The organism is Candidatus Rokuibacteriota bacterium (genome assembly GCA_030647435.1).
Taxonomy (GTDB): Bacteria; Methylomirabilota; Methylomirabilia; order Rokubacteriales; family CSP1-6; genus AR37.
On record JAUSJX010000022.1, the window covers coordinates 107,188 to 129,285 of the forward strand.

Consider the following 22,098-nt stretch of genomic DNA (forward strand, 5'->3'; position numbering starts at 1 on the left):
ATAAAGCCGTAGCGGCTCTCGCCTGGAGGGGGTTCCCAGCGACGATGCGTTCGGGGCCGCTCTGCGCCGACGACGGCAGTCACTGAGAGGACGACCGAGACCATGAGTGACACCGTAATGCCTGCTCCCGCGGTCGCCAAGCCGCGCCGGACGCTGACTCGCGCGGTCATCCGCTTCGCCGGTGACTCCGGCGACGGCATCCAGGTCACGGGTGAGCAGTTCACCACCGAGGCGGCCTGGGCCGGCAACGACATCTCGACCCTGCCGAACTTCCCGGCCGAGATCCGCGCGCCCGCCGGCACCCTCTTCGGGGTGTCGAGCTTCCAGCTGCAGTTCGGCAGCCAGCGGGTCTACACGCCGGGCGACCAGCTCGATACGCTCGTCGTGATGAACCCCGCGGCGCTGAAGGTGCACGTGGCCGATCTCAAGCCGGGCGGCATCCTCATCGTGAACACGGCCGCCTTCGACCAGCGCAACCTGGAGAAGGCCGGCTACCCGAAGGATGAGAAGGGCGAGCCGAAGAACCCGCTCGCCGACCCGGGCCTGGCCGAGAAGTACCGCCTCTACCAGGTGGACATCGGCGCGATGACGAAAAAGTCGCTCGAAGACCTGCCGCTCAACACCAAGGAGAAGGAGCGCTGCAAGAACTTCTTCGCCCTCGGGCTCGTCTCCTGGATCTACACGCGGCCCCTCGACCCGACGCTCGACGCCATCAAGCAGCGCTTCGCCAAGAACCCGACCTTCGTCGAGGCCAATATCCGGGTGCTCAAGGCCGGCCACGCATTCGGCGAGACCGCCGAGATGTTCTCCGAGCACTACGGCATCGAGGCGGCCGAGATGCCGCCGGGCGTGTACCGCAGCATGACGGGCAACCGGGCGCTCGCCTGGGGACTGCTCGCCGCGGCGGAGAGGACGAAGATCCCGATCGTCTTCGGCGCCTACCCGATCACGCCGGCCTCGAGCATCCTCGAGGAGTTGGCGCTGCACAAGCGCTGGCGGGTGCGCACGTTCCAGGCCGAGGACGAGATCGCCGCCGTTACCTCCGCCATCGGCGCGTCCTTCGGCGGCGCTCTCGGAGTCACGGCCTCGAGCGGCCCCGGCATCGCCCTCAAGGGCGAAGGCATCGGGCTCGCGGTGATGGCCGAGCTGCCGCTCGTGATCTTCGACATCCAGCGGGGCGGCCCCAGCACGGGCCTGCCGACCAAGACCGAGCAGGCCGACCTGATGCAGGCCCTGTACGGCCGCAACAGCGAGTGCCCCATCGTCGTCATCGCGCCGTGTACGCCCGGCGACTGCTTCTACATCGCCTACGAGGCGGTGCGGATCGCGATCAAGTACATGGTGCCGGTGATGGTGCTCTCGGACGGGTACTTGGCCAACGGCTCCGAGCCCTGGCTCATCCCGGACGTCAAGACGCTGCCCGACATCCCGGTCTCGTTCCGGACCGAGAAGGACGGGTTCGCTCCCTACTTGCGCGATGCGGCGACCCTGGCGCGGCCGTGGGTGCGCCCCGGTACGCCGGGGCTCGAGCACCGGATCGGCGGCATCGAGAAGCAGGACGTCACGGGCAACATCTCCTACGAGGCCGACAACCACGACCACATGGTGCGCACGCGCGCCGAGAAGGTCCGGCGGGTCGCGCAGGAGATCCCGCCGACGGTTGTCAACGGCAAGGAATCCGGCGACGTGCTCGTGGTCGGCTGGGGCGGTACGTACGGGGCCATTACCGCGGCTGTCGAGGAAGCGCAGATGGAGGGCAAGGCGGTCGCCTCCGTCCACATCCGCCACCTGAACCCGCTGCCGCCAGATCTCGGCCAGATCCTGCGCCAGTACCGGCGGGTCCTCGTGCCCGAGATCAACAGCGGCCAGCTCGTGCGGGTGCTCCGGGCCGAGTACCTCGTGGACGCCGTCGGGTTCAACCGCGTCCGCGGCATGCCGCTGGCCAGCCAGGAGATCCTCGAGGCCATCAACCAACTTCTGGAGGCGAAGGAGTGAGCACGGTCACGGGCACGCCCGGAGCGGCGCCGAAGTACACCAAGAAGGACTTCGAGTCCGACCAGGACGTGCGCTGGTGCCCCGGCTGCGGGGACTACGCCATCCTGAGCGCGATGCAGAAGACGATGCCGGGTCTCGGCATCCCGAAGGAGGACATCGTGTTCATCTCAGGGATCGGCTGCTCAAGCCGCTTCCCGTACTACATGGACACGTACGGCTTTCACACGATCCACGGGCGGGCGCCGGCCATCGCCACCGGGCTCAAGCTGGCGAGGCCGGAGCTCAAGGTCTTCGTGATCACGGGCGACGGCGACGGCCTCTCGATCGGCGGCAACCATCTGCTGCACGTGCTGCGGCGGAATGTGGACGTCACGATCCTGCTCTTCAACAACAAGATCTACGGCCTCACCAAGGGCCAGTACTCGCCGACGAGCGAGCTGGGCAAGGTGACCAAGTCCACGCCCATGGGCTCGGCCGACCGTCCCGTCAGCCCATGCGCCTTCGCCCTGGCGGCCGGCGCCACCTTCGTCGCCCGCACCGTGGACCGGAGCATCGCGCACATGGAGGAGACGTTCAGACGCGCCGCCCAGCACAAGGGCGCGGCCTTCGTCGAGATCCTCCAGAACTGCAACGTCTACAACGACCTCGCGTGGAACGTGCTCTACGACAAGGACTCCAAGGCCCTCTACGAGTGCAGGCTCGAGCACGGCAAGCCCATCACGTTCGGACCGGCAGACGACCGGCGCGGCCTCGTGCTGGAAGGCCTCAAGCCCAAGGTTGTCAAGGTCAAGGACGTGGCGGAGGGCACGCTCTGGGTCCACGACGCGACCGACCGTGCCACCGCCATGCTGCTCGCCCAGCTGTGGGCGCCCGAATACCCCGTCCCCGTGGGCGTGCTCCTGAATCTCGAGGGCGAGGCCACGTACGAAGAGATCGTGATTCAGCAGGAGCAGAAGGCCATATCGGAGCGCGGCCCGGGCGATGTCGCGAAGCTCTTGGTCTCGGGCGAGACCTGGAAAATAGGTTAACGCGGGCCGCCGATAAGGGGCCAGCTGCTTCGTTGGCGCCCTCGGCCGCACGCTCAACGTACGGGAGTACGCCTCGCGTGCGGCCCTTCGGGCGCCGCCTCGCATCTGACCCCTTCTCGCCGCCCCGTACGCAGTAGCCCAGAGGACACCATGGCGCTGAGTCCCGCTGTTCTTCGTGAGCTTGAGGGGATTCTTGGGGCCGGGGGGGTGGTGTCGACCCCGGAAGGGCGCATGGCGTACGAGTGCGACATGCATACGTTCTACAAGGGCGCGCCCGACGTGGTGGTGCTGCCTGAGACGACGGCGCAGGTCGCCCTGCTGGTGCGCCTCTGCCGGCGCGAGCACGTCGCCCTGGTACCGCGGGGCTCGGGCACGGGGCTGATCGGCGGCGCCATGGCGCCCCATGGCGGTGTCATGGTCTCGCTGACGCGGATGAACCGGATCCTCGAGCTGGATTTCGCCAACCGCTGCGCGACCGTCCAGCCCGGGCTCATCAACCTGTGGCTGTCCCAGGCCACCCGAGACGCCGGCTACTACTTCGCCCCGGATCCCTCCAGCCAGATGGTCTCCTCCATCGGCGGCAACGCTTCGACCAACGCGGGCGGCCCGCACTGCCTCAAGTACGGCATCACGGTCAATCACGTGCTGGGGCTCGAGGTCGTCACGGGGGCGGGGGAGATCCTGTCGGTGGGCGGCAAAGCGCACGACCACCCGGGCTACGACCTCACGGGCGCGCTCGTGGGCGGCGAAGGGACGCTCGGACTGCTGACGGCGATCACCGTGCGGCTCCTCCACGTGCCCGCCGGCGTCCGGACCCTGCTCGCGTCCTTCTCCGCAATCGACGACGCCTCGGAGGCGGTCTCGGCCATCGTGGCGGCGGGCATCATCCCGGCGGCGCTCGAGATGATCGACGAGACCTTCGTCCGCGCCATCAACGAGGGCGTCGGCGCGGGCTATCCCAAGGGCGCGGGCGCCGTGCTGCTGATCGAGCTCGACGGCCCCGCGGCGGAAATCGAGGCCCAGGCGGGGCGCATCGTGCAGATCTGCCGGGACCACGCCGCTCTCGAGATCCGGGTCGCCCAGGACGAGGCCGAGCGGGCGCTGCTCTGGAAGGGGCGCAAGGAGGCCGCCGGCGTGGTCGGCCGCATGTCGCCCGCCTGGATCCTGCAGGACGCCGTGGTGCCGCGCTCGCGGCTGCCGGAGATCATGCGGGAGGTGCAGGCCATCGGCGCGCGGCACCGACTCGTCATCGCCAACGTCTTCCACGCGGGCGACGGCAACCTCCACCCGATGATCCTCTACAACGACCTCGAGCCCGGCGAGCTCGAGCGGGCCATCCTGGCCAACGACGAGCTGCTGCGCGCGTGCCTCACCATGGGCGGCAGCGTCACCGGCGAGCACGGCGTCGGACTCGACAAGGCCTCGAGCATGCCGCTCCAGTTCGGCGACGCCGATCTGAACTTCATGGCGCGCTTCAGGCGCGTTTTCGATCCCGACGGGATCATGAACCCCGGCAAGCTCTTGCCCTCGCACCCGGCCTGCGGCGAAGGCTTCAGGCCGTCCGTCCCCCGGCTTCCGGCCGGCGCCTGGGTCTGAGCGTGGCCGTCTCGGCTCCGGCGCTCGGGGACGCGTTCGCCGCCATCGTCGGCGGCGAGCATCTCACCACGGCCCCATCGCAGCTCGCGGCCGCGGCGGTCGAGGGAGTGCCCCCGCGCTGGCTCGCCCGACCGGGTTCCCTTGACGAGGTCGGCAGGGTGATGTCCCTCGCATCCGTCGAGGGGCTGGCGGTCGCCCCACGGGGCAGCGGCTCGGCGCTCGATCTCGGAGCGCCACCGGCCCGGCTGGACGTGATTCTTGACCTCTCGCGCCTCACGGGTGTTCTCGAGTATGTCCCCGCCGATATGGTGGCGACGGTGCAGGCGGGCGTCACGCTCGATCTGCTGGCCCGCGAGCTGTGCAAGCACGGGCAGATGCTGGCGCTGGACCCCTACGGCGGTGGCTCGCGCAGCGTGGGCGGCGTGCTCGCGACGAATGCCAGCGGCCAGCGGCGCTTCCGCTACGGCACGGGGCGGGACCTCCTGCTCGGAGCCCGCTTCGTTCAGGCGGACGGCACCGTGACATGGGGCGGCTCCAAGGTCGTCAAGTCGGTGACCGGCTACGACATCCCGAAGCTTTTGACCGGCTCGCTCGGCACCCTCGGCGTCATCGTCGAGGCGACGCTCAGGCTCCATCCCGTTCAACCCGCCTCCGGATCATGGCTCTTCTCCTTCACCTCGCGCGAGGCCGCGGGCTCGCTCGCCGCCGCCGTCCTCGCCTCCAGCCTCGAGCCCGAGCGCCTGGCGTGGCTCAATGCCGGGGCGCTCGAGCGCGTCGGGAGCGAGAGGGCCGAAGCGGCGCTGGCCGTGTCGGTCGCGACGGTGGCCGAGGCGGTGACGTCTCAGGGCGCCCTACTCGGCTCGATGGCGTCGCGACTCGGCGCGCGAGTCTCGGCGCTCGACGAGGGCTTCTGGACCCGGGTGGGCGGCGGGCTCGCGAGCTCCACCGTGGTGAAGCTCGCGAGTGAGATCCGCCGCCTGCCGTTCTGGGCCGGTGAGGTGGAGCGAGTGATATCCCGCCACGGCCTGACGGTGTCGCTCGTGGGCGAGGCGGGCAATGGGATTCTTCGCGCCGCAGTCGAGGGGAGTGTCTCCCCGGACACGTGGGCGAGGGAGATCGTGGCGCCGCTTCGAGAGGCCCTCGCGGCCGAGGGCGGGAGTCTCGTGGTCGAGCGGGCGCCCCTCGACCTGAAGCGCGCCGCCGACGTCTGGGGACCGGTCCCGGAAACGGCGCTCGCCGTGATGAGGCGGCTCAAGACGGAGTTCGACCCGCGCGGGGTGCTGAACCCTGGGCGCTTCGTAGGCGGCCTATGAGCACGGTGACGGCCGGTGCCGGCGCCGGCGCATTTGACACCACCGACGCGCCGTCCATGGAGGGGTTGAGAGCCTGCGTTCACTGCGGCATCTGCCTTCCGCAGTGCCCGACCTACCGCGTTCTCGGTCAGGAGATGGACTCCCCGCGCGGCCGCATCTACCTCATGCGCGCGGCGGCCGAAGGCCGCATCGGGCTCACGCCGGTCCTGGCGCGCCACCTCGACCTCTGCCTCGGCTGTCGCGGCTGCGAGACGGCCTGTCCCTCCGGAGTCCCATTCGGGCAGCTCCTTGAGGCGACCCGCGGTCAGCTGGAGCGGCAGGGCATCCGCGCGCCTGAGAGCGACCACGCGACCAGGCGCTGGGCGCTCGAGACCTTTCCGTACCCGGCCCGGCTGGCGCCGCTTCTCTGGGGGCTCCGCTTCTACCAGGCTTCGGGGCTCCAGGGCCTCGTGCGCGGGTCGGGTGTGCTGTCGCCGTGGAAAAGACTCAAATCCATGGAGGCGCTGCTGCCCGCGATGTCGTCGGCCGCCCCGCTTCCCGAGTACATTCCCGCGCGCGGCAAGCCCCGGGGGCGCGCGGGGCTTCTGACCGGCTGCGTCCAGCGCTTCTTCTATTCGGACGTCAATGCGCGGACCGCGGGGCTGCTCTCGGCCGCCGGATGGGATGTGGTCGTGCCGCGGGCCCAGGGCTGCTGCGGGGCGCTCCACCTCCACGCGGGAAGACTCGACGAGTTCCGTGGAATGGCCTCGCGCATCATGGCTGTCTTCGGCGAGGTCGTGGACGTGGTGGTGACCAATGCGGCCGGCTGCGGCTCGGCGCTCAAGGAGTACGGTCACTGGCTTCCGGATGAGGGTGGGCCGGCCTTCGCGGCGAAGGTCAAGGACATCTGCGAAGTGCTGGTCGAGTCGGATCTTCCTCTCGGGGAGATCAAGGAGACCGTCGCCTACCACGACGCCTGCCACCTGGTGCACGGCCAGAAGGTGCGCGCCCAGCCGCGCGAGCTCCTGCGCCGGATACCCGGGCTGACCGTGGTGGACATCAAGGATTCCGACCTGTGCTGCGGCAGCGCCGGGATCTACAATCTCACCGAGCCCGCCATGGCCGAGAAGCTCGGCCGGATGAAGGTCGAGCGCATACGCGAGACCGGCGCGCGCATGGTGGCGGCGGGCAACCCGGGCTGTCTCATGCAGATCGCGAAGCAGGCGCGTGAGATGGGCTTCGAGCTCGAGGTCGTCCACCCGGTCGATCTCCTGGCGCGCGCGCTGAGGGATGCATGAAGATCAGGATCGAAGACCACGTCAAATTCGATGGCGCCAAGATGGCCAAGCTCGCGTTGGCGACGACGGCACGCGCGCAGCTCGACCTCTACTGCGTGGCGCCCGGCCAGTACCAGAAGCCCCACACCCACGCCGACCAGGACAAGATCTACTACGTGCTCGAGGGCGCCGGGCGTTTCTCTCTCGGCGGCAAGGAGGAGCGCGTGGCAGCCGGCGAGGCGCTCGTCGCGGCCGCCGGAGTCGAGCACGGGCTCTTCAACGACGGCGCCGATCCGCTGCTGGTCCTGGTGGTCGTGACGCCGCCGCCTCCCCACGGGACGGCGTCTCATGAATCGGGAGCCAAGTCGTGAGGGCCTCGATCATGATTACCTGTCTCGGCGACATGTTCTTCCCCGAGGTGGGAGTGGCCATGGTCACGCTCCTGCGGCGCCTGGGCGTGACCGTGGAGTTCCCCCAGGGACAGACCTGCTGCGGGATGCCGCTCTTCAACTCGGGCTATCACCACGACGCGGCGGTCGTGGCGGCGCGGACGGTCGGGCTCTTCGCGGGCGCGGAGCACGTGGTCGTGCCCTCCGGCTCCTGCGCCTGGATGGTCAAGACCGAGTACCCGGGGCTCCTCAAGCACGATCCGGCGCTGAAGGCGGCGGCCGAGGCCCTGGCGAAGAAGACCTACGAGCTGTCGCAGTTCCTGGTGGACGTCCTCGGCGTGACCAACGTCGAGTCCTCGTTCAGGGGCAAGGTCACCTACCACGACTCCTGCCATCTGCTCCGCGGCCTGGGCGAGTCGCGCGCGCCGCGGACGTTGCTCAAGGGCGTCAAGGGCTGCGAGCTGGTGGAGCTGCCGGGCTCGGACGAGTGCTGCGGATTCGGCGGCTCCTTTTCGGTGAGGCTGCCCGAAGTGTCCACTGCGGTCCTCGACAAGAAGCTGGCCAACGCGGAGGGCACGGGCGTCGACTGTCTCGTTGCCTGCGACGCCGGCTGTCTCATGCAGATGGGCGGCGGGCTCACGCGACGGGGATCGCGCGTGCGCGCGGTGCATCTCGCGCAGGTCCTGGCGCCGGCGGAAGTGCCGTGAGCGACGCGAGCCTCCGGACTCCGTTCCCGGCGCGGGCGCACGCGGCGCTCGAGGACGCGCACCTGCAGGAGGCGCTCGGCATCGCGACGACCAAGTTCATCGGCCTCCGGAAGGAGGCCTTCGCGGGCTTCCCGGAGGGCGAGGCGCTCCGCGACAGGGCGCGCGCCATCAAGGAGGGGACGCTCCAGCAGCTGGACCGCCACCTCGAGCGCCTGGCCGACAACATCGAGCGGCTGGGCGGCCACGTCCACTGGGCGGCGACGGGGGACGAAGCGCGCGATATCGTCCTGCGCCTCTGCCGCGAGAATGGCGTCCGGATGGCCGTCAAGAGCAAGTCGATGGCGACGGAGGAGATCGAGCTCAACGACGCTCTCGAGGCGGCCGGCGTCAAGCCCATCGAGACCGACCTGGGGGAGTACATCATCCAGCTCGCCCACGAGAAGCCCTCGCACATCATCGCCCCCGCCATCCACAAGACCAAGGGGCAGGTCGCCGATCTCTTCTCGAAGGAGCTGGGCGGCCGCTTCGAGGCCGACCCGGAGGTGCTGACCGCCGTTGCCCGGAAGGAGCTCCGGCAGAAGTTCCTCGACGCCGACATGGGCATTACCGGCGCGAACTTCGCCGTGGCGGAGACCGGGACCATCGTCCTCGTGACCAACGAGGGCAACGGGCGCATGGTCACCTCACTGCCGAGGATCCACGTGGCCGTCATGGGTATGGAGAAGGTCATCCCGACCATGACGGATTTGATGGTCTTCCTCGCCATCCTGGCGCGGAGCGCGACGGGGCAGAAGCTCTCCTCCTACACGACGCTCGTGCGCGGCCCGCGCCAGCCCGGCGAGAGCGAGGGGCCGGAAGAGCTCCACCTGATCCTGATGGACAACGGCCGCACCCGCCAGATCGCGGGGACGCTGCGCGAGGCGCTGTACTGCCTGCGCTGCGGCGCGTGTCTCAACGTCTGCCCCGTCTACCGCCAGATCGGCGGTCACGCGTACGGCTACACGTACCCAGGTCCCATCGGCATCCTGCTGACGGCCATGCTCAAGGGCGCGGCCTCGGTCAAGGACCTCGCCCACGCCTCGTCCCTCTGCGGCGCGTGCAAGGACGTCTGCCCGGTGCGCATCGACATCCCGCGGATGCTGGTGGACCTCCGCGAGCAGCTCGACAGGGAGAAGATCGCGTCGTGGCCCGAACGGATGCTCTTCAGGGTGGCTCGGCGGATCATGACGTCGCCCGCGCTCTTCCGCCTCGGCGCGACACTCGGCCGCATCGCCCAGAGGCCCTTTGTCAGGAACGGCAGGCTCAGGGGGCTTCCGCTCTTCTTCGGAAAGTGGACGCGCACCCGCGACCTGCCGCCTGTCGCGTCCCGCACCTTCAGCGAGCGCTGGCCAGAGCTCGAAAACTCGAAAGACCTCGAGCGGCCATGACGACCCGCGCCGAGTTTCTCGGGAGCATCCGTCAGGAGATGGCCAAGACGCGCGGCCTGTTCGAAGCGCGGCCCGTGCCGCGTCCCGCCGGCGCCGGACAGGCCGCCGAGGTCGTCAGGCGCCAGATGCTCGAGCGCTGGCCCCCGGCCCTCGAGCGCTTTCGCGAAGAGTTCGAGCGCGTCGCCGGCGTCTTCCACCGGGTTTCGAGCATGGACGAGGTCCCGGGGGTGATACGTCGCATCGCCCAGGAGCGCCAGGCGACGAGCGTCCTGTCATGGCATCCGGAAGCGCTGGGCCTCGACCTCCGCGGGAGCCTGGGGGCGGACGGGTTCGCGGTTACCGTGGCTCCGGACGGCGACCCTGACGCGGCGGCGCGCGCGAGCCACCGGGACGCCGCGGCCCGCGCCGAGATCGGCGTGACCGGCGTCGACTGGGCCCTGGCGGAGACCGGCACGCTCGTTCTCGTGTCGGGCAGGGGACGGCCGCGCTCGACATCGCTCCTGCCGGCGACGCATGTGGCCGTCTTCGGGCACGACAGGCTGGTCGAGTCGCTGGAGCAGGTCGGGGTCATGCTGGAGGCTCTTCACGTCAACCCAGCGCTCAGCATGTCGGGCGCCGTCATCAACTTCATCACCGGCCCCTCGCGCACCGCCGACATCGAGCTGACGCTCACGCGCGGCGTCCACGGGCCGAAGGAAGTTCACGCCATCTTCGTGGAGACGCCCAACTTCGTGAAGACCCAATGACCGAGCGCCTCTTCACGGCGGCCGAGATCAACGCGCTGATCCCGCGGCTCAGCGATCTCATGGGCGAGGCGATGGAGCTCCACCGGAGAGCAAGCGCGCTCCAGGAGGCGCTCGGTGAGGAGCGCGAGCGGATCAGGGTCTCGGGCGGCGCCATGGTGGACCAGCGCGACTGGAAGGCGCGGGCCGAGAGGCTCGATGGCTACGCGATCGAGGTCAAGCAGGTGCTCCAGCAGGTCCTCGACATGGGCGGCGTGACGAAGGACCTCGAGATGGGGTTGGTGGACTTTCCAGGGCTGGTGCCCCAGGTGGCGGGGTCCCAGCCGGTCAATCTCTGCTGGAAGCACGGGGAGGACGCGGTCCGCTTCTGGCACGGCTTCGACGAGGGGTATGGGCAGAGGAGGCCGCTCCCGTGACGCCGTCGGCCGTCCTCTTCGACCTGTTCGACACGCTCGTCCTCCTGGACCGCTCGAGGCTGCCTGAGGTGCACGTCAAGGGCAAGACGCGCCGCACGACGGCCGGGCATCTCCACCGCGCCTTCCAGCCGTTCGCTCCCGGCCTCTCCTTGGAGGACTTCGTCGACGCGCTCTTCTGGAGCTGGCAGGAGGCGGAGCGCATTCGCGGCGAGAGCCTCCGGGAGGTGACGGCGCCCGAGCGCTTCGGCATGATGTTCGCGCGCCTCGGCCTCGGCCACGGGATGGTGCCCCCGGAGGCGCTCCAGATGCTGCTGGCGACCCACATGCAGGAGCTCTCGAAGGCCGTGGTCTTCCCCGAGCACCACGGCGACCTGCTGAGGGGCCTCAAGAAGCGCCACAGGCTGGCGGTCGTCTCCAACTTCGACTACACGCCGATGGCGTGGCACGTCCTCGAGCGGGAAGGGGTGGCCGACCTCTTCGAGACCGTGGTCGTCTCCGACGCGGTCGGCTGGCGCAAGCCCAAGCCCGTCATCTTCGAGCTGGCGCTGAGACGGCTGAGCGCAGCTCCCGGCGAGGCGCTCTTCGTCGGCGACCGCGCGGACATCGACGTCGCGGGCGCCCAGGGCGTGGGTATGGCCGCGGCCTGGATCAACCGTGACGGGAGCCCCTTGCCCGAGGGCGTGCAGGCTCCCGAGTTCGAGATACGGGACCTGGCCGAGCTCGAGCACATCTTGGGTGTGTAGCATCTGGGGCGTGTAGCATCTGGGGCATCCAGGGCCCGATTCGGCGCATCCAAAGGGCGAGACCAAACCGAAGGCGAGGAGAGGACATGGCACCGACACGCAAGGTCGTGATCATCGGCTCAGGCCCCGCGGGCTATACCGCCGCCGTCTACGCGGCCCGGGCCAATCTGGCCCCCGTGATGTTCACCGGCATTCAGCCGGGTGGCCAGCTCATGCTGACGACGCTGGTTGAGAACTACCCCGGCTTCGTGGACGGCATCGACGGCCCGCCCCTCATGGAGACCTTCAAGGCCCAGGCGGCGCGCTTCGGCACCGAGATGATCGCCGAGGACGTGACGGAGGTGGACTTCAGCAGCCGGCCGTTCCGCGTGAAGGCCGACGACGCGGCCGTCGAGGCCGATACGGTCATCATCGCCACGGGCGCCTCGGCCAAGCTCATCGGCCTGCCCAACGAGTCCAAGCTCATGGGGCGCGGCGTCAGCACCTGCGCCACCTGCGACGGCTTCTTCTTCAAGGACCAGAACATCATGGTCGTCGGCGGCGGCGACTCCGCCATGGAGGAGGCGCTCTACCTCTCGCGCCTCGGCCGCCAGGTGCAGGTGGTCCATCGACGGGACTCGCTCCGCGCCTCCAAGATCATGCAGGAGCGCGCGCTGAAGAACCCCAAGATCGAGTTCATCTGGGACACGGGGGTCGAGGACGTTCTCGACCCGGCCAAGGGCAAGGTGACGGCGGTACGGCTCAAGAACCTCAAGACAGGCGCCCAGTGGGAGACGCCCGTGGACGGACTCTTCGTCGCCATCGGGCACCAGCCCAACACGGCCATCTTCAAAGGGAAGCTCGACCTGCACCCGAACGAATACGTCAAGGTCACGCCGGGGACCACGCAGACCTCCGTGCCCGGCGTCTTCGCGGCGGGCGACGTCGCCGACTTCACCTACCGACAGGCGGTCACGGCCGCGGGCACCGGCTGCATGGCCGCGCTCGAAGCCGAGCGCTACCTCGAGGCACATCACTCAGGCCACTGAGGCGCTCTCGGCCGACGGGGGGCTTGTTGCCGACCGGGACCGAGGCCCCGGCTCACGCAGCGGTGTGATCCGCCCTTCATCGCTGATGCGTGGCTTCTCCTCGTTGTGTGCAGCCGCTATCGATTCCGTCGCGCTGGATACTGCGCCGCGGTTGCCGGCCCCGTCAATGGGACGGCCGCTTGTGGCGACGCATCGGTCGACGATTTCCCGCCGCGGCGGCAGGGCCCCCGTTTGATCTCTCCTCCGCGCTCTGGCAGGATCGCCAGGACATGCCACCGCTCCTCTGGGATATGACAAGGCTCCTGCGCTAGTGCCCGACGTTCAGGCCACCTCGCGCCCCGCCCCGCTCGCCGCCGTCTGGGGCTGGATCGACCGCAACATTCTCGGCCTGGGCCGCGAGATGCGGTTGTCCTATCTCCCGCCACTGATGGTGTACGTCGCCGCGGGCATCTCAGGGCTCACCGGGATCGTGGGCACCTTCTTCGTCAAGGAGTATCTCGGGCTATCGGCGGAGTTCCTCGCCGGGCTCGGCTTCTGGGCCGGGCTTCCGTGGGCGCTCAAGATGCCGTTTGGGCATGTCGTCGACCTCATCTGGAAGCGGAAAGCCGGGCTCGTTTATCTCGGCGCCGCCCTGATCGCGACGAGCCTCCTGATCATGCTCGGCCTGCTCGCGAAGCGCACGGCGATGGAGCAAGTCATGACCGCCGAGGCGTGGTTCGTGCTGTCGACGCTCCTCGCGCCGATCGGCTATGTCCTGCAGGACGTCGTCGCCGACGCGATGACCGTCGAGGCGGTGCCCCGCGTGGACGAAAGCGGCCAGCCCATTCCGCCGGAGGAGCGGCGGCCGATGCACGCGACGATGCAGACGCTCGGCCGCGTGGCGATCATCGGCGGCAGCGTGCTCGTGGCGGCGGCGAACGTGTGGCTCTTCGCCGGCGCCGGCACCATGCCCGAGGCGCAGAAGGTCGCGACCTATATCCGCGTCTACGAGCTCGCCCTCCTCGTTCCCGTCGTCTCCGTCCTCGGCGTGATGCTCGCGGGCATCATCCGCCGGCGCGATGACCGTCGGCTCATTGCGCGCGGGTTCTCGGCCGAGCAGGCCGAAGCAATGCTCGACCCGCATCCGATCCCACCGCCCGTCAACTGGTGGATCCTGGGCGGCGGGCTGGCGTTCACGGCGATCAGCCTGAGCGTCGGGCTGGGCATGGTGCCGGCGGCCCAGGAGATCGTGTTCGTCGCGTCGATGACAATCGTGCTCTTCCTCATGTGGAAGCTCGTGCGCGAGCTCGAGCCAGGGGCCCGCCATACGCTCGTCGGCACCGCGCTCGTCATCTTTGTGTTCCGCGCCCTGCCCGGGCCGGGCGCGGGGTCGACGTGGTGGATGATCGACATTCTGGGGTTCGACCAGCAATTTCTGGCGACGCTTTCGCTGATCGGCGGCGTGCTGACACTCCTCGGCCTCTTCCTCTTCCGTCGTTTCATGGGCGAGCGCGCGATCGCCTACATCGTCGGCTTTCTCACCATCGTGGGGACGATCCTCAGCCTTCCCATCGTCGGCCTGTACTACGGCCTGCACGAGTGGACCGCCGCCCACACCGGCGGCGTGGTGGATGCACGCTTCATCGTGCTCGTCGACACCGCGCTCGAGTCGCCGCTTGGGCAGATCGCGATGGTACCGATGCTCGCCTGGATCGCGATCAGCGCACCGGGCAGGTTGAAGGCGACATATTTCGCGGTGATGGCGTCATTCACCAATCTCGCCCTGTCGGCCGCGCAGCTCGGAACGAAGTATCTGAATCAGCTCTTTGTCGTGGAGCGCGAGGTGAAGGACGCCGCCACCGGCGCGGTCAAGGTCGCTGCCGACTACGGCCAGCTCGGTGACCTGCTGATTACGACGACGGTGCTCGGCTTCGTGGTGCCGCTGCTCGCGATCCTGTTCGTGAAGACCACTCGATTCCGGAGCGCTTGAGAGAGGGGGGGCCACAGACATCACGCCCCCGGTGACACGGTCCCGAGGCCTGCTACGCGTCAGCGCTAGTGCTGCCCTGGCGTGCGAGGACGCCGACGAACGACGCGACAAATGCCGTAGACGCTGGGGCGACAGGCTAGAGCGCAGATAACATAAAGCCTGTTCTCAGTCATGGCCTCCCGAGGCCCGGCCCTCGCCTTTGCAGCGGGATGGGAAAGCTCAGATCGACGAAACGCATGGCGACCGCCATTTGGTGTCGCTTCTCACCGCGGATTGCCAATCGCGGGGTCAGGCTGTGACTTCTTATCAACCCCGAAGCGGCGTCGAGCGACCACCGGCCATTGTTAAGAAGTCAAAGCCTGACCCCCGGGGGCCGCGCGGCGGCGTCCCCGGCCGCCCCGCCGCGAGCGCCGACGGCGCCGTCCGGTAGCCGGCTCGGGCACGGGCGCCTCCGCGGCCACCACCGCCGCGACGGGTTCAGCGCGCGCCGGCTCACCCACCAGCGTGATCATGCCCGTCGGGCTCACGGAGAGCTCCTTGATGCGCCGGAGCCGCGTGACGAGCCGTGGCGAGCCGGGCGGCCGCGCGAAGCCACGCGCCTTGAGTGTCCGCTCGATGGTGTCGATGAGGACGGCGCCGTTGGACGAACCCTGGGCCAGCTCGCGGACGATGTCGATGATCTCGTCATGGGGCGCGGTGTGCGCCCCAGCTGGGGGCAGAGGCGCAGGCTCGTGATGGCGCGGCTCGGCGCGTCGAGGCTCGGCGACCGCCACGGCCGATGCGCGCCCGGTGCGCGGGCTCCGGCGGCCGCGCCGCTCCCGGCTCCTCCTCGGCTCCTGGGCTTGGCGTGGCGCCTCCTTGGGCGTGTCGGTGAGCGAGCGGGACGAGAGCCGGCGGAAGGCGATGCCGAGCCCCGTGGCCACGTCGCCCACCGCGTCGAAGGCGCGATCATCCGACACGATCTCCAGCACGTCGCCGGGGCGGGCCGCGGCCAGCCACGCGCCCGCGCTCACCGCGATGCGGAGATCACTCCAGTCCCGCACCCCGGTCGAGGGCGCGCTGTGGACGAGCTGGGCGCCATGACGGGCGAGCATGCGCGCCGTCTCGTAGCCGATCACGCGCCAGTTGCCGACGGCGACGAACTCCGTGCGCCAGCCGAGACGGTCGATGGCGAGGTGCTCGATCACCTGGGCGATGCGCCCGGGCTGGCTTGCGTTCTCGACGTCGAAGAAGATCGCGCGCTGGTTCGCCGGCAGCGGCGGCTCCGGCGTGGGAGGCGGCACGCGCGCCGCGAAGGCGAGCTCGGGCATGGCGAGCGATGCGACAGGCTCGTGCTCGCCGGCGGGTTCCGGGGAGGGCGCCGGAAGCGCGTCCCTCGGTGGCGGAAGCGCCGCCGGCTCGTCGAGCAGGGCCTTGGGAACGGTCGTGACTTTTCGGGCAAGGCGCGGTCTTGGAGCGCGGCGGCGGGGGACGGTCTTCTTACGTTTCATGCTTGCATCATAAACCGTCTTGCCCTTGGAACGAGACCGCTGTGTTCTGCGGGCGGCCGGCGCCACGCGAGGGAGACAGCGAGCGGGTCGTCTTCCGGGACGTGGACGCGACCATCCGGACCGGCGAGATCGTCGTCCTCGTGGGGCGAAGCGGTTCCGGCAAGTCCACCCTGCTCAACCTGATCCCGCTCCTCACCGTCGGGGAGCATCTGCTGCTGCCGCTCGAGGTCCCGGGGCAGGCCGACGCGGCCGGCCGGGCGCGGGCCCGGAAGCTCCTCGAGCGGGTCGGCCTCCGGGAAACTGTACCAATTACCGGTGGAGACTGTGCTTGACGAACCCGTCGGCCTTGTGCCAAATAGCGCCTACTTCGGGACCTCCTCTGATCGTCTCCTCTCTAGCGTGGGACAGGGTAGGTCGAGGGGGCGGGTCGAGAGCTGATCGCCGCGACATACAGAGAAGGGAGCGTCATGTTTCCGATCGGTGACGATAACTCTACCCGCAAGACCGCGCCGGTTGTCGTCTATGCCCTGATTGCGCTGAACCTCGCCTTGTTCTTCGCTGAGCTGAACGGCGGCGACCCGTTCATCGTGCGCTGGGCGTTCGTGCCCCGGCGCTTCCTCGCAGACCCGGCAGGCGGCTTCGTGACCGTCTTCACCTCCATGTTCATGCACGGCGGGTGGATGCACCTCGGGGGCAACATGCTGTACCTGTGGATCTTTGGCGACAACGTGGAAGACCGTTTCGGTCACATGAAGTTCCTGGTCTTCTACCTGCTCTGCGGCATCGCGGCAACCTTCGCGCAGATGGCCTTCAACCCGGGATCCAATGTGCCGAACGTGGGAGCGTCCGGCGCGATCGCTGGCGTTCTGGGCTCTTACATCCTGCTCTTCCCCAGGGCGCGAGTGCGGGTGTTGATGGGAAGGAGCGTCGTGCCGATGCCGGCGCTCGTCGTCATCGGCCTCTGGATCATCCTGCAGCTGGTCAGCGGGATCGGCTCGATTGCGCCCACGACGGATACGGGTGGGATCGCCTATATGGCTCACATCGGAGGGTTTGCCGCCGGGTTCGTGCTGACGTTGGTCCTGCGTGGGAATCGTGGGGCGGAGGAGGGCCGCCGTTAGGAACGGCGGATGACCACGCCGGAGCGCCCACGGATGTCAGCGGAACGCAGGCAAGAGGAAATCGTCGTCCGCCGCGCCGACCCGATGGACCGGCCTCGCATCGAGGCCTTCTCCCGCGAGCGGGGCTACCGGGGCTTCCTGAGCCCGGAAGCCGCTGTCGTCATCGCCGAGCGCGGGCTCGACGTCGCCGGCCTCGGACGCGTCCAACCCGATAACGGTGTCCTCGTCCTGCGTGGCATGGGCGTCGACTCTGGCTTTCGGCGGCGTGGGATCGGCACCCGCCTGCTCGAACTGCTCATCGCCGAGATCGGTGCCCGACGCTGCTATTGCATTCCCTACACCCACCTGCGCGAGTTTTACGGGCGCGCCGGTTTCGTCGACCTCGACCTCGACTCCGCTCCCCATTTCCTTCGCGACCGCATCCTCGAATACCGGAATGCCGGAAACGACGTCATCCTGATGTGCCGTCCGGGCGGCGCGGACATGGCGGGATCCCCGGCTGGGCCCTAGCCCCTATTTCTGCTCGATGCGTCCGACCTTGCGCACGCCGTCGGCGAGGCGTCGCGCGTCCGCGTCGAAGAACTTCTGAAACTCCTGGCCCTGCTTGAAGAGCGTAGATAACATGAAGGCCGTTCTCAGTCATGGCCGGCCGAGGCTCAGGCTCTTGCCTCGGCACAGCTGGATGCTCAAGCCGGGTCGTACCGAGAGCCTCCAGACCCCTAAATTACCCCATCAGTCGGGCTCCGAGGAGTCGAGACCCCTTTATCCGGTAGCGTCGAAGAGTCGACAGTCAGCCGCGACCACCGTTATAAACTACGCGATACGTCGGCGTTTTTTCTGACGGGCAGTCAACCTTCACTCGGCTGACAAGGCAGGTCCCGAGGGAGGACCCTCGGGCGAGGCGGGCCATGACTGAGAACGGCCTTCATGTTATCTACGCTCAGACCGAAAGTCCACGGTTCCGCGCTGGCGTGCATGTTGCTTTCGAGGTGGGCGGCTTCGATCGCCCTCAACCCCAGGTAAGGAGGACGCAATGGTGCACATGACAAGGATCGCCGTGCTGCTGCCTGCCGTGCTCATGGTTGTGTCAGGCTGCGCGACCCGGGACTGGGTCCGCGATCTGATGGGCAAGAAGGAAGTCGAGATCGGCGAGCGGATGGACGGGCTGGGCAACCAGATCAAGACAACCGACGCGAATCTCGGCGAGACCACCAAGCTCGCGCGCGGCGCCGGCGAGCGCGCCGACGGCGCCATGGCGAAGGCCGGCGGCGTGGACAGCCGCCTCACGCGCATCTGGTCGAACCGCTACAACCACAAGACAGCGGACACGGTCGAGGTCTACTTCGGTTTCGACCAGGCCGACCTCTCGGACGGCGCCCAGACCGCCCTCCTCGGCGTGGTCAAGGAGCTGGAGGCCAACCCGACGCTCGTGGTCAAGCTCGGCGGCTTCACCGACCCCAAGGGCACCAGGGACTACAACTACGCGCTCGCCCAGCGCCGGGTCGAGGCCGTCCGCCGCTTCTTCGCGGACAAGGGCGTGCAGCTCTCTCGCGTGCAGGCCATCGGCATGGGCCCGCTCGACGCCCGCGGCACTCCCGATGAGAAGAAGCGGCGGGTGACCGTCACCCTGATGATCGACTCGGACTAGCCGCGGCAGCACCGCGACCATGCAGGGGCCGGCGCCGGAGCGTAGATAACATAAAGCCCGTTCTCAGTCATGGCCGGCGGAGGAGCCGCCTCGCGTCAGCCGCGATTGAATCGCCAACGGCGGAAGCGCCACCCGGCGTCGTCGGGGACCGCGCCGTGCGCGACCAGCTCGGCTCCTTCCCGCTCGAAGTCGAAGATTCTCAGGACACCGGAGTGCCGGGATACGTCCACCGTCACATCCGTCTCCGTGACGAAGACCTCGTCCAGGAGGTCGGCTTGCCGCAACGCCGCCAGCATCGTCTGCCCCCCTTCACAGTCTAGGTAGCGCACGCCTCGCTCGGCGAAAAGCCGGGCATGGGCCCGGCGCAAACCGTCCGTGTCCTCGAGGGCATCGACGATCAAGTCCACGCCGCGAGCCGGCGCCCCGCAGGCGCGAAGGTCGGCGGCTCCCTTCGCGGTGGTGACGATGATCGCCTCGACTCCGGGCGTGTTGAAGACCGGCATCGCGACGTCGAGACAACCGCCGAGCGAATAGATGACGTGCCGGGGTTGCGCGGGCAATCCGTGGGTGTGCCGGAACTCGTACAGGGCCGGCATCGGCGGGTCGTCCGGCTCCTGGGGTGTCTGGAGCAGTCGGGGCTGCTCGCGCAGAGTCTGGGCCCCGATCGCAACATCCCCGTAGCACCGCAGGTGACGCATGTGTCGCCGGTCGGCGATCCGCGCCGGTCGTTCCTCGTCACCACCCAGCACACTCCGCACCGGGTCGTCATCGGGCGCGGACCGGCGCCACGCCACCACCCCGTTGGCCGAGGCCACCATCACCCCGAAGATCCAGGGCCGGTCAGGCCACGGTGGCGGGAACCGGATCGGCTCGAACCACGCGGGATCGGGCGAGCGGCCGAACGGAAATTGGCGCTCCTTGTTGAGCTGCCACCGGATCACCGGCTGCGGGTCCATATCGACCTCCGTACCCGCGCTTCGTCGCGGGGCTTCAGTGTACCGGGGCCCCGTTGACGGGGCGCACGTTTCGCGAAAGGGTGAGCGCCACACGAAGTAGAGCAGCAGCGCGGCGGTCGGTTGTCATCCTGTGAGAGGACCCCGCAAGGCCGATCAAGGTGGACGGGTTGCTCCGATCGCGGCAGCGATGAACCTTGGCGCTTGCTCTTGGACGCGCACGATGTCCGGCAGAAAACGGATGTCCACGAATCCGGCGGCCTCCATGGCCCCTTTCCACTGCCCGGGCGTGAGGAATCCGCCGCTCGGGCGGTAGGGCAGGTGGAGCCGGGGCGATCGGAACGTCTCTGTCAGGTTGAAGACGAACTCCGACTCGATCGGCTGCCGCTCCTGGGAGCGCACGCACTCGGACACGATGAGGCGGCCGCCCGGCTCGAGGGCGCCCAGCACCTCGCGGAGTGTGAAGTCCAGGTCGTGGGCCACGTGGAGCGTGTTGACGGCATAGACGACCGACACGCTCCCTGGCGCCACCCCTTGCTCCCCGAACGGGCGGTTCATGTCGAGGGACGCGAACGTCACGCGTGAGAGCCCCGGGTGCCGCGTCCGCAGCGCCTGTTCTCCACGGCGCAGGAACGCGGGCACCCGCTCCGTGAAGTGGTATTCCGCGATCGCGCCGAGCCGGTCGGCCACCTCCAACCGTTCCAGCAGCGCCAAGGCGCCACTGCCGAGCCCCCCGCCCAGCTCGAGCACCACTCCGCCGGACCGGGGCAGCCACTGCTCGACCGCGAGCGCTCCCACGCGGTTGTTGACGACATAGAGGCCATTGTCGTTGGAGAAGTAGTCGATCCAGAGCCTGAGCCGCCGGGGGGAGAAGAGCACCTCCTCGCCGGTGACCTCACCGCGCAAGAACGCCGGGTAGTCCCGCGCGACCGTCTCCGCAAGGACGTACGCAGGCATCCACGACGGCTCGCGCCGGAGCTGCTCCTCGCGTACAGGGGTGGGGTCGAGGGCTGGGAACGGGCCGAGCGAACGGTACCGGAACGCGGCGTCGCCCGACAGCTCCTCGAGCAGCCCCCGCGCGGTCAGATGCCGAAGCATCCAGTCGAGGGGCACGAGGGCCTGTCCGGCTGCGAAACCGGCGCGCGTCGCGATCTCCGTCGGGGTGCCCGGCTCCCGCATCGTTTGCTCGAGCCCCGTCTCGCTGACCACCCGTAGCACGAGCCGATAGATGAACTCGTCGTAGAGAAGATGCAGACGGACGAACGAGGCGTCGAAGAGGGGCAGGAGCTCGGCGGGAAGCAGCCCTCGCAGCAATGCCGCTGCCGCGGGAGCTTCCGCGCGCCCGATCTCGCTGGTCATGGGAGAACCGGGTTCCAGATGTCGTAGAAATTGAACCACTGGGTCGGGTGCTCGCGGACCACGCCCTCGAGCATCGCGACCCAGGCGCGCGCGGCCTCAGTCTCGCCGCCGCGCGGGACGCTGAATGGCTCGGCCACCTTGACGGTGTAGCGATAGTCCGCGCCGAGAAGGCAGAACGCCGGCACCACCGGCACCCGGACGGCGCTGGCCAGGAGGAATGGCCCGAGCGGGAATGGCGCGGGCTTCCCGAAGAACGGAATCAGCACATCACCGCGCGTGCCCAGCGCCCGGTCCGCCTGCACGGCCACCACCTCGCCCCGCCGGAGCGCGGCGACGAGCTCGAGCGAGACGGTCGGCCGGGAGCGGGTGACGAAGCGCACGCCGCCGCCGTCCCGGCGCACCCACTGCTCCAGCTCGCGTACCTCCTCTTCGGCCACGACGACGTGCGTGGTCCGGGCGGTGCGCCCGGCCAGGAGACGCCCCGCCAGCTCCCAGTTGCCGACATGGGCGCTGGGCGAGATGAACCCTTGCCCCAGCCGCGTCATGAGATCCGCGCCCTCTGCCATGTCGACCTGGGAGACGAGGCGCGCCATGGGCTGCCTGTTCGTGGACACCAGATCGCTGAAGCACATCGCGAAATCAGCGAACGTGGCGACCGTCAGCGCCTCGAGTCGGGATCCCGTCGCGCCCGTCACGCGCGCCAGCGTGTTTCGGATCGCCGCGCGCTCCACCGGCATCCACCGCGGGGCGAGGCGGCCCAGCTGCCGCGCGAGGCCGAGCCGCGCGCGGCGCGGGAGCCAGGCAAGGCCCGCGGCCACACGGTAGAAATCCGCGTGGTTGTAGGCGTGCGAGTACCAGCGTGGCCGTCGGACCGGCCGGTTGGAGGTCACAGACGGGGGCACGCCGTCGCGCCGCGC

General features: G+C 69.0%; 20 protein-coding genes and 1 pseudogene. 17 read left to right on the plus strand and 4 right to left on the minus strand.

The genetic code is table 11. The features are described 5' to 3' along the window. Positions 1-102 precede the first annotated feature (102 nt). The 13 genes from Q7W02_04480 (at position 103) to Q7W02_04540 (ending at position 14,610) form a co-directional block, all read left to right on the plus strand. The gene (locus Q7W02_04480) at positions 103-1,995 is read left to right on the plus strand and encodes a 2-oxoacid:acceptor oxidoreductase subunit alpha (protein MDO8475445.1); all 1,893 of its coding nucleotides are present in this window, start codon (positions 103-105) and stop codon (positions 1,993-1,995) included. Next, the gene (locus Q7W02_04485; protein ID MDO8475446.1) at positions 1,992-3,023 is read left to right on the plus strand and encodes a 2-oxoacid:ferredoxin oxidoreductase subunit beta; all 1,032 of its coding nucleotides are present in this window, start codon (positions 1,992-1,994) and stop codon (positions 3,021-3,023) included. The genes Q7W02_04480 and Q7W02_04485 overlap by 4 nt, the downstream gene beginning before the upstream one ends. A gap of 231 nt (positions 3,024-3,254) precedes the next feature. Further along, on the plus strand, positions 3,255-4,619 hold the full coding sequence (locus tag Q7W02_04490) for an FAD-linked oxidase C-terminal domain-containing protein (GenBank protein MDO8475447.1): 1,365 nt from the start codon (positions 3,255-3,257) through the stop codon (positions 4,617-4,619). A gap of 2 nt (positions 4,620-4,621) precedes the next feature. Beyond that, positions 4,622-5,932, plus strand: a complete 1,311-nt coding sequence (locus tag Q7W02_04495; GenBank protein MDO8475448.1) for an FAD-binding oxidoreductase — start codon at positions 4,622-4,624, stop codon at positions 5,930-5,932. After that, positions 5,929-7,209 (plus strand): (Fe-S)-binding protein, encoded by a 1,281-nt coding sequence (locus Q7W02_04500; protein MDO8475449.1) that lies wholly within the window; start codon positions 5,929-5,931, stop codon positions 7,207-7,209. The genes Q7W02_04495 and Q7W02_04500 overlap by 4 nt, the downstream gene beginning before the upstream one ends. Continuing rightward, positions 7,206-7,559, plus strand: a complete 354-nt coding sequence (locus Q7W02_04505; protein MDO8475450.1) for a cupin domain-containing protein — start codon at positions 7,206-7,208, stop codon at positions 7,557-7,559. Before Q7W02_04500 ends, Q7W02_04505 begins: the two co-directional genes overlap by 4 nt. Further along, complete coding sequence (locus Q7W02_04510; GenBank protein MDO8475451.1) at positions 7,556-8,284, plus strand: (Fe-S)-binding protein; 729 nt, start codon at positions 7,556-7,558, stop codon at positions 8,282-8,284. Before Q7W02_04505 ends, Q7W02_04510 begins: the two co-directional genes overlap by 4 nt. Beyond that, positions 8,281-9,711, plus strand: a complete 1,431-nt coding sequence (locus Q7W02_04515; protein MDO8475452.1) for a LutB/LldF family L-lactate oxidation iron-sulfur protein — start codon at positions 8,281-8,283, stop codon at positions 9,709-9,711. The genes Q7W02_04510 and Q7W02_04515 overlap by 4 nt, the downstream gene beginning before the upstream one ends. After that, the gene (locus Q7W02_04520; GenBank protein MDO8475453.1) at positions 9,708-10,457 is read left to right on the plus strand and encodes a lactate utilization protein; all 750 of its coding nucleotides are present in this window, start codon (positions 9,708-9,710) and stop codon (positions 10,455-10,457) included. Before Q7W02_04515 ends, Q7W02_04520 begins: the two co-directional genes overlap by 4 nt. After that, positions 10,454-10,870, plus strand: coding sequence for a DUF2203 domain-containing protein (locus Q7W02_04525; protein ID MDO8475454.1), 417 nt, complete (start codon positions 10,454-10,456; stop codon positions 10,868-10,870). The genes Q7W02_04520 and Q7W02_04525 overlap by 4 nt, the downstream gene beginning before the upstream one ends. Next, positions 10,867-11,613: an HAD family hydrolase gene (locus Q7W02_04530; GenBank protein ID MDO8475455.1), complete on the plus strand. Its 747-nt coding sequence runs from the start codon at positions 10,867-10,869 to the stop codon at positions 11,611-11,613. The genes Q7W02_04525 and Q7W02_04530 overlap by 4 nt, the downstream gene beginning before the upstream one ends. Before the next feature lie 86 nt (positions 11,614-11,699). Continuing rightward, positions 11,700-12,641: a thioredoxin-disulfide reductase gene (trxB, locus tag Q7W02_04535; protein MDO8475456.1), complete on the plus strand. Its 942-nt coding sequence runs from the start codon at positions 11,700-11,702 to the stop codon at positions 12,639-12,641. A 400-nt stretch (positions 12,642-13,041) separates the two neighbouring features. Further along, positions 13,042-14,610, plus strand: a complete 1,569-nt coding sequence (locus Q7W02_04540) for a hypothetical protein (protein MDO8475457.1) — start codon at positions 13,042-13,044, stop codon at positions 14,608-14,610. A 344-nt stretch (positions 14,611-14,954) separates the two neighbouring features. On the opposite strand, the gene Q7W02_04545 is transcribed toward Q7W02_04540, so the two are convergent. After that, positions 14,955-16,100: a hypothetical protein gene (locus tag Q7W02_04545; protein ID MDO8475458.1), complete on the minus strand. Its 1,146-nt coding sequence runs from the start codon at positions 16,098-16,100 to the stop codon at positions 14,955-14,957. 41 nt (positions 16,101-16,141) lie between these two features. Between Q7W02_04545 and Q7W02_04550 the strand changes: the two are divergent. The 4 genes and pseudogenes from Q7W02_04550 to Q7W02_04565 all read left to right on the plus strand — a co-directional run bounded on the left by Q7W02_04550 (position 16,142) and on the right by Q7W02_04565 (position 18,869). After that, positions 16,142-16,393 (plus strand): annotated as a pseudogene (locus Q7W02_04550) (ATP-binding cassette domain-containing protein). A 174-nt stretch (positions 16,394-16,567) separates the two neighbouring features. Beyond that, complete coding sequence (locus tag Q7W02_04555; GenBank protein ID MDO8475459.1) at positions 16,568-17,221, plus strand: rhomboid family intramembrane serine protease; 654 nt, start codon at positions 16,568-16,570, stop codon at positions 17,219-17,221. 9 nt (positions 17,222-17,230) lie between these two features. Continuing rightward, positions 17,231-17,731 carry a GNAT family N-acetyltransferase gene (locus tag Q7W02_04560; protein ID MDO8475460.1) on the plus strand — a complete coding sequence of 167 codons (501 nt, stop codon included), beginning with the start codon at positions 17,231-17,233 and terminating at the stop codon, positions 17,729-17,731. A gap of 532 nt (positions 17,732-18,263) precedes the next feature. Continuing rightward, positions 18,264-18,869 (plus strand): OmpA family protein, encoded by a 606-nt coding sequence (locus Q7W02_04565; protein ID MDO8475461.1) that lies wholly within the window; start codon positions 18,264-18,266, stop codon positions 18,867-18,869. 95 nt (positions 18,870-18,964) lie between these two features. Here the strand turns inward: Q7W02_04565 and Q7W02_04570 are convergent, their stop codons facing one another. From Q7W02_04570 to Q7W02_04580, 3 genes are all read right to left on the minus strand, one after another. Next, entirely contained in the window at positions 18,965-19,825 is an 861-nt protein-coding gene (locus Q7W02_04570; protein ID MDO8475462.1) for a hypothetical protein, read from the minus strand. Between the two features lie 153 nt (positions 19,826-19,978). Further along, positions 19,979-21,181, minus strand: a complete 1,203-nt coding sequence (locus Q7W02_04575) for a methyltransferase (GenBank protein MDO8475463.1) — start codon at positions 21,179-21,181, stop codon at positions 19,979-19,981. Further along, on the minus strand, positions 21,178-22,083 hold the full coding sequence (locus Q7W02_04580; GenBank protein MDO8475464.1) for a lysophospholipid acyltransferase family protein: 906 nt from the start codon (positions 22,081-22,083) through the stop codon (positions 21,178-21,180). Before Q7W02_04580 ends, Q7W02_04575 begins: the two co-directional genes overlap by 4 nt. Positions 22,084-22,098 lie beyond the last annotated feature (15 nt).

Bases quoted from the DNA above. Each gene is read 5' to 3' on its own strand.
- Q7W02_04480 (MDO8475445.1), top strand. From the start codon at position 103: ATGAGTGACACCGTAATGCCTGCTCCCGCGGTCGCCAAGCCGCGCCGG.
- Q7W02_04490 (MDO8475447.1), top strand. From the start codon at position 3,255: ATGGCGTACGAGTGCGACATGCATACGTTCTACAAGGGCGCGCCCGAC.
- Q7W02_04500 (MDO8475449.1), top strand. From the start codon at position 5,929: ATGAGCACGGTGACGGCCGGTGCCGGCGCCGGCGCATTTGACACCACC.
- Q7W02_04505 (MDO8475450.1), top strand. From the start codon at position 7,206: ATGAAGATCAGGATCGAAGACCACGTCAAATTCGATGGCGCCAAGATG.
- Q7W02_04520 (MDO8475453.1), top strand. From the start codon at position 9,708: ATGACGACCCGCGCCGAGTTTCTCGGGAGCATCCGTCAGGAGATGGCC.
- Q7W02_04525 (MDO8475454.1), top strand. From the start codon at position 10,454: ATGACCGAGCGCCTCTTCACGGCGGCCGAGATCAACGCGCTGATCCCG.
- trxB (MDO8475456.1), top strand. From the start codon at position 11,700: ATGGCACCGACACGCAAGGTCGTGATCATCGGCTCAGGCCCCGCGGGC.
- Q7W02_04540 (MDO8475457.1), top strand. From the start codon at position 13,042: ATGCGGTTGTCCTATCTCCCGCCACTGATGGTGTACGTCGCCGCGGGC.
- Q7W02_04545 (MDO8475458.1), bottom strand. From the start codon at position 16,100: ATGAAACGTAAGAAGACCGTCCCCCGCCGCCGCGCTCCAAGACCGCGC.
- Q7W02_04555 (MDO8475459.1), top strand. From the start codon at position 16,568: ATGTTTCCGATCGGTGACGATAACTCTACCCGCAAGACCGCGCCGGTT.
- Q7W02_04560 (MDO8475460.1), top strand. From the start codon at position 17,231: ATGACCACGCCGGAGCGCCCACGGATGTCAGCGGAACGCAGGCAAGAG.
- Q7W02_04565 (MDO8475461.1), top strand. From the start codon at position 18,264: ATGACAAGGATCGCCGTGCTGCTGCCTGCCGTGCTCATGGTTGTGTCA.
- Q7W02_04570 (MDO8475462.1), bottom strand. From the start codon at position 19,825: ATGGACCCGCAGCCGGTGATCCGGTGGCAGCTCAACAAGGAGCGCCAA.
- Q7W02_04575 (MDO8475463.1), bottom strand. From the start codon at position 21,181: ATGACCAGCGAGATCGGGCGCGCGGAAGCTCCCGCGGCAGCGGCATTG.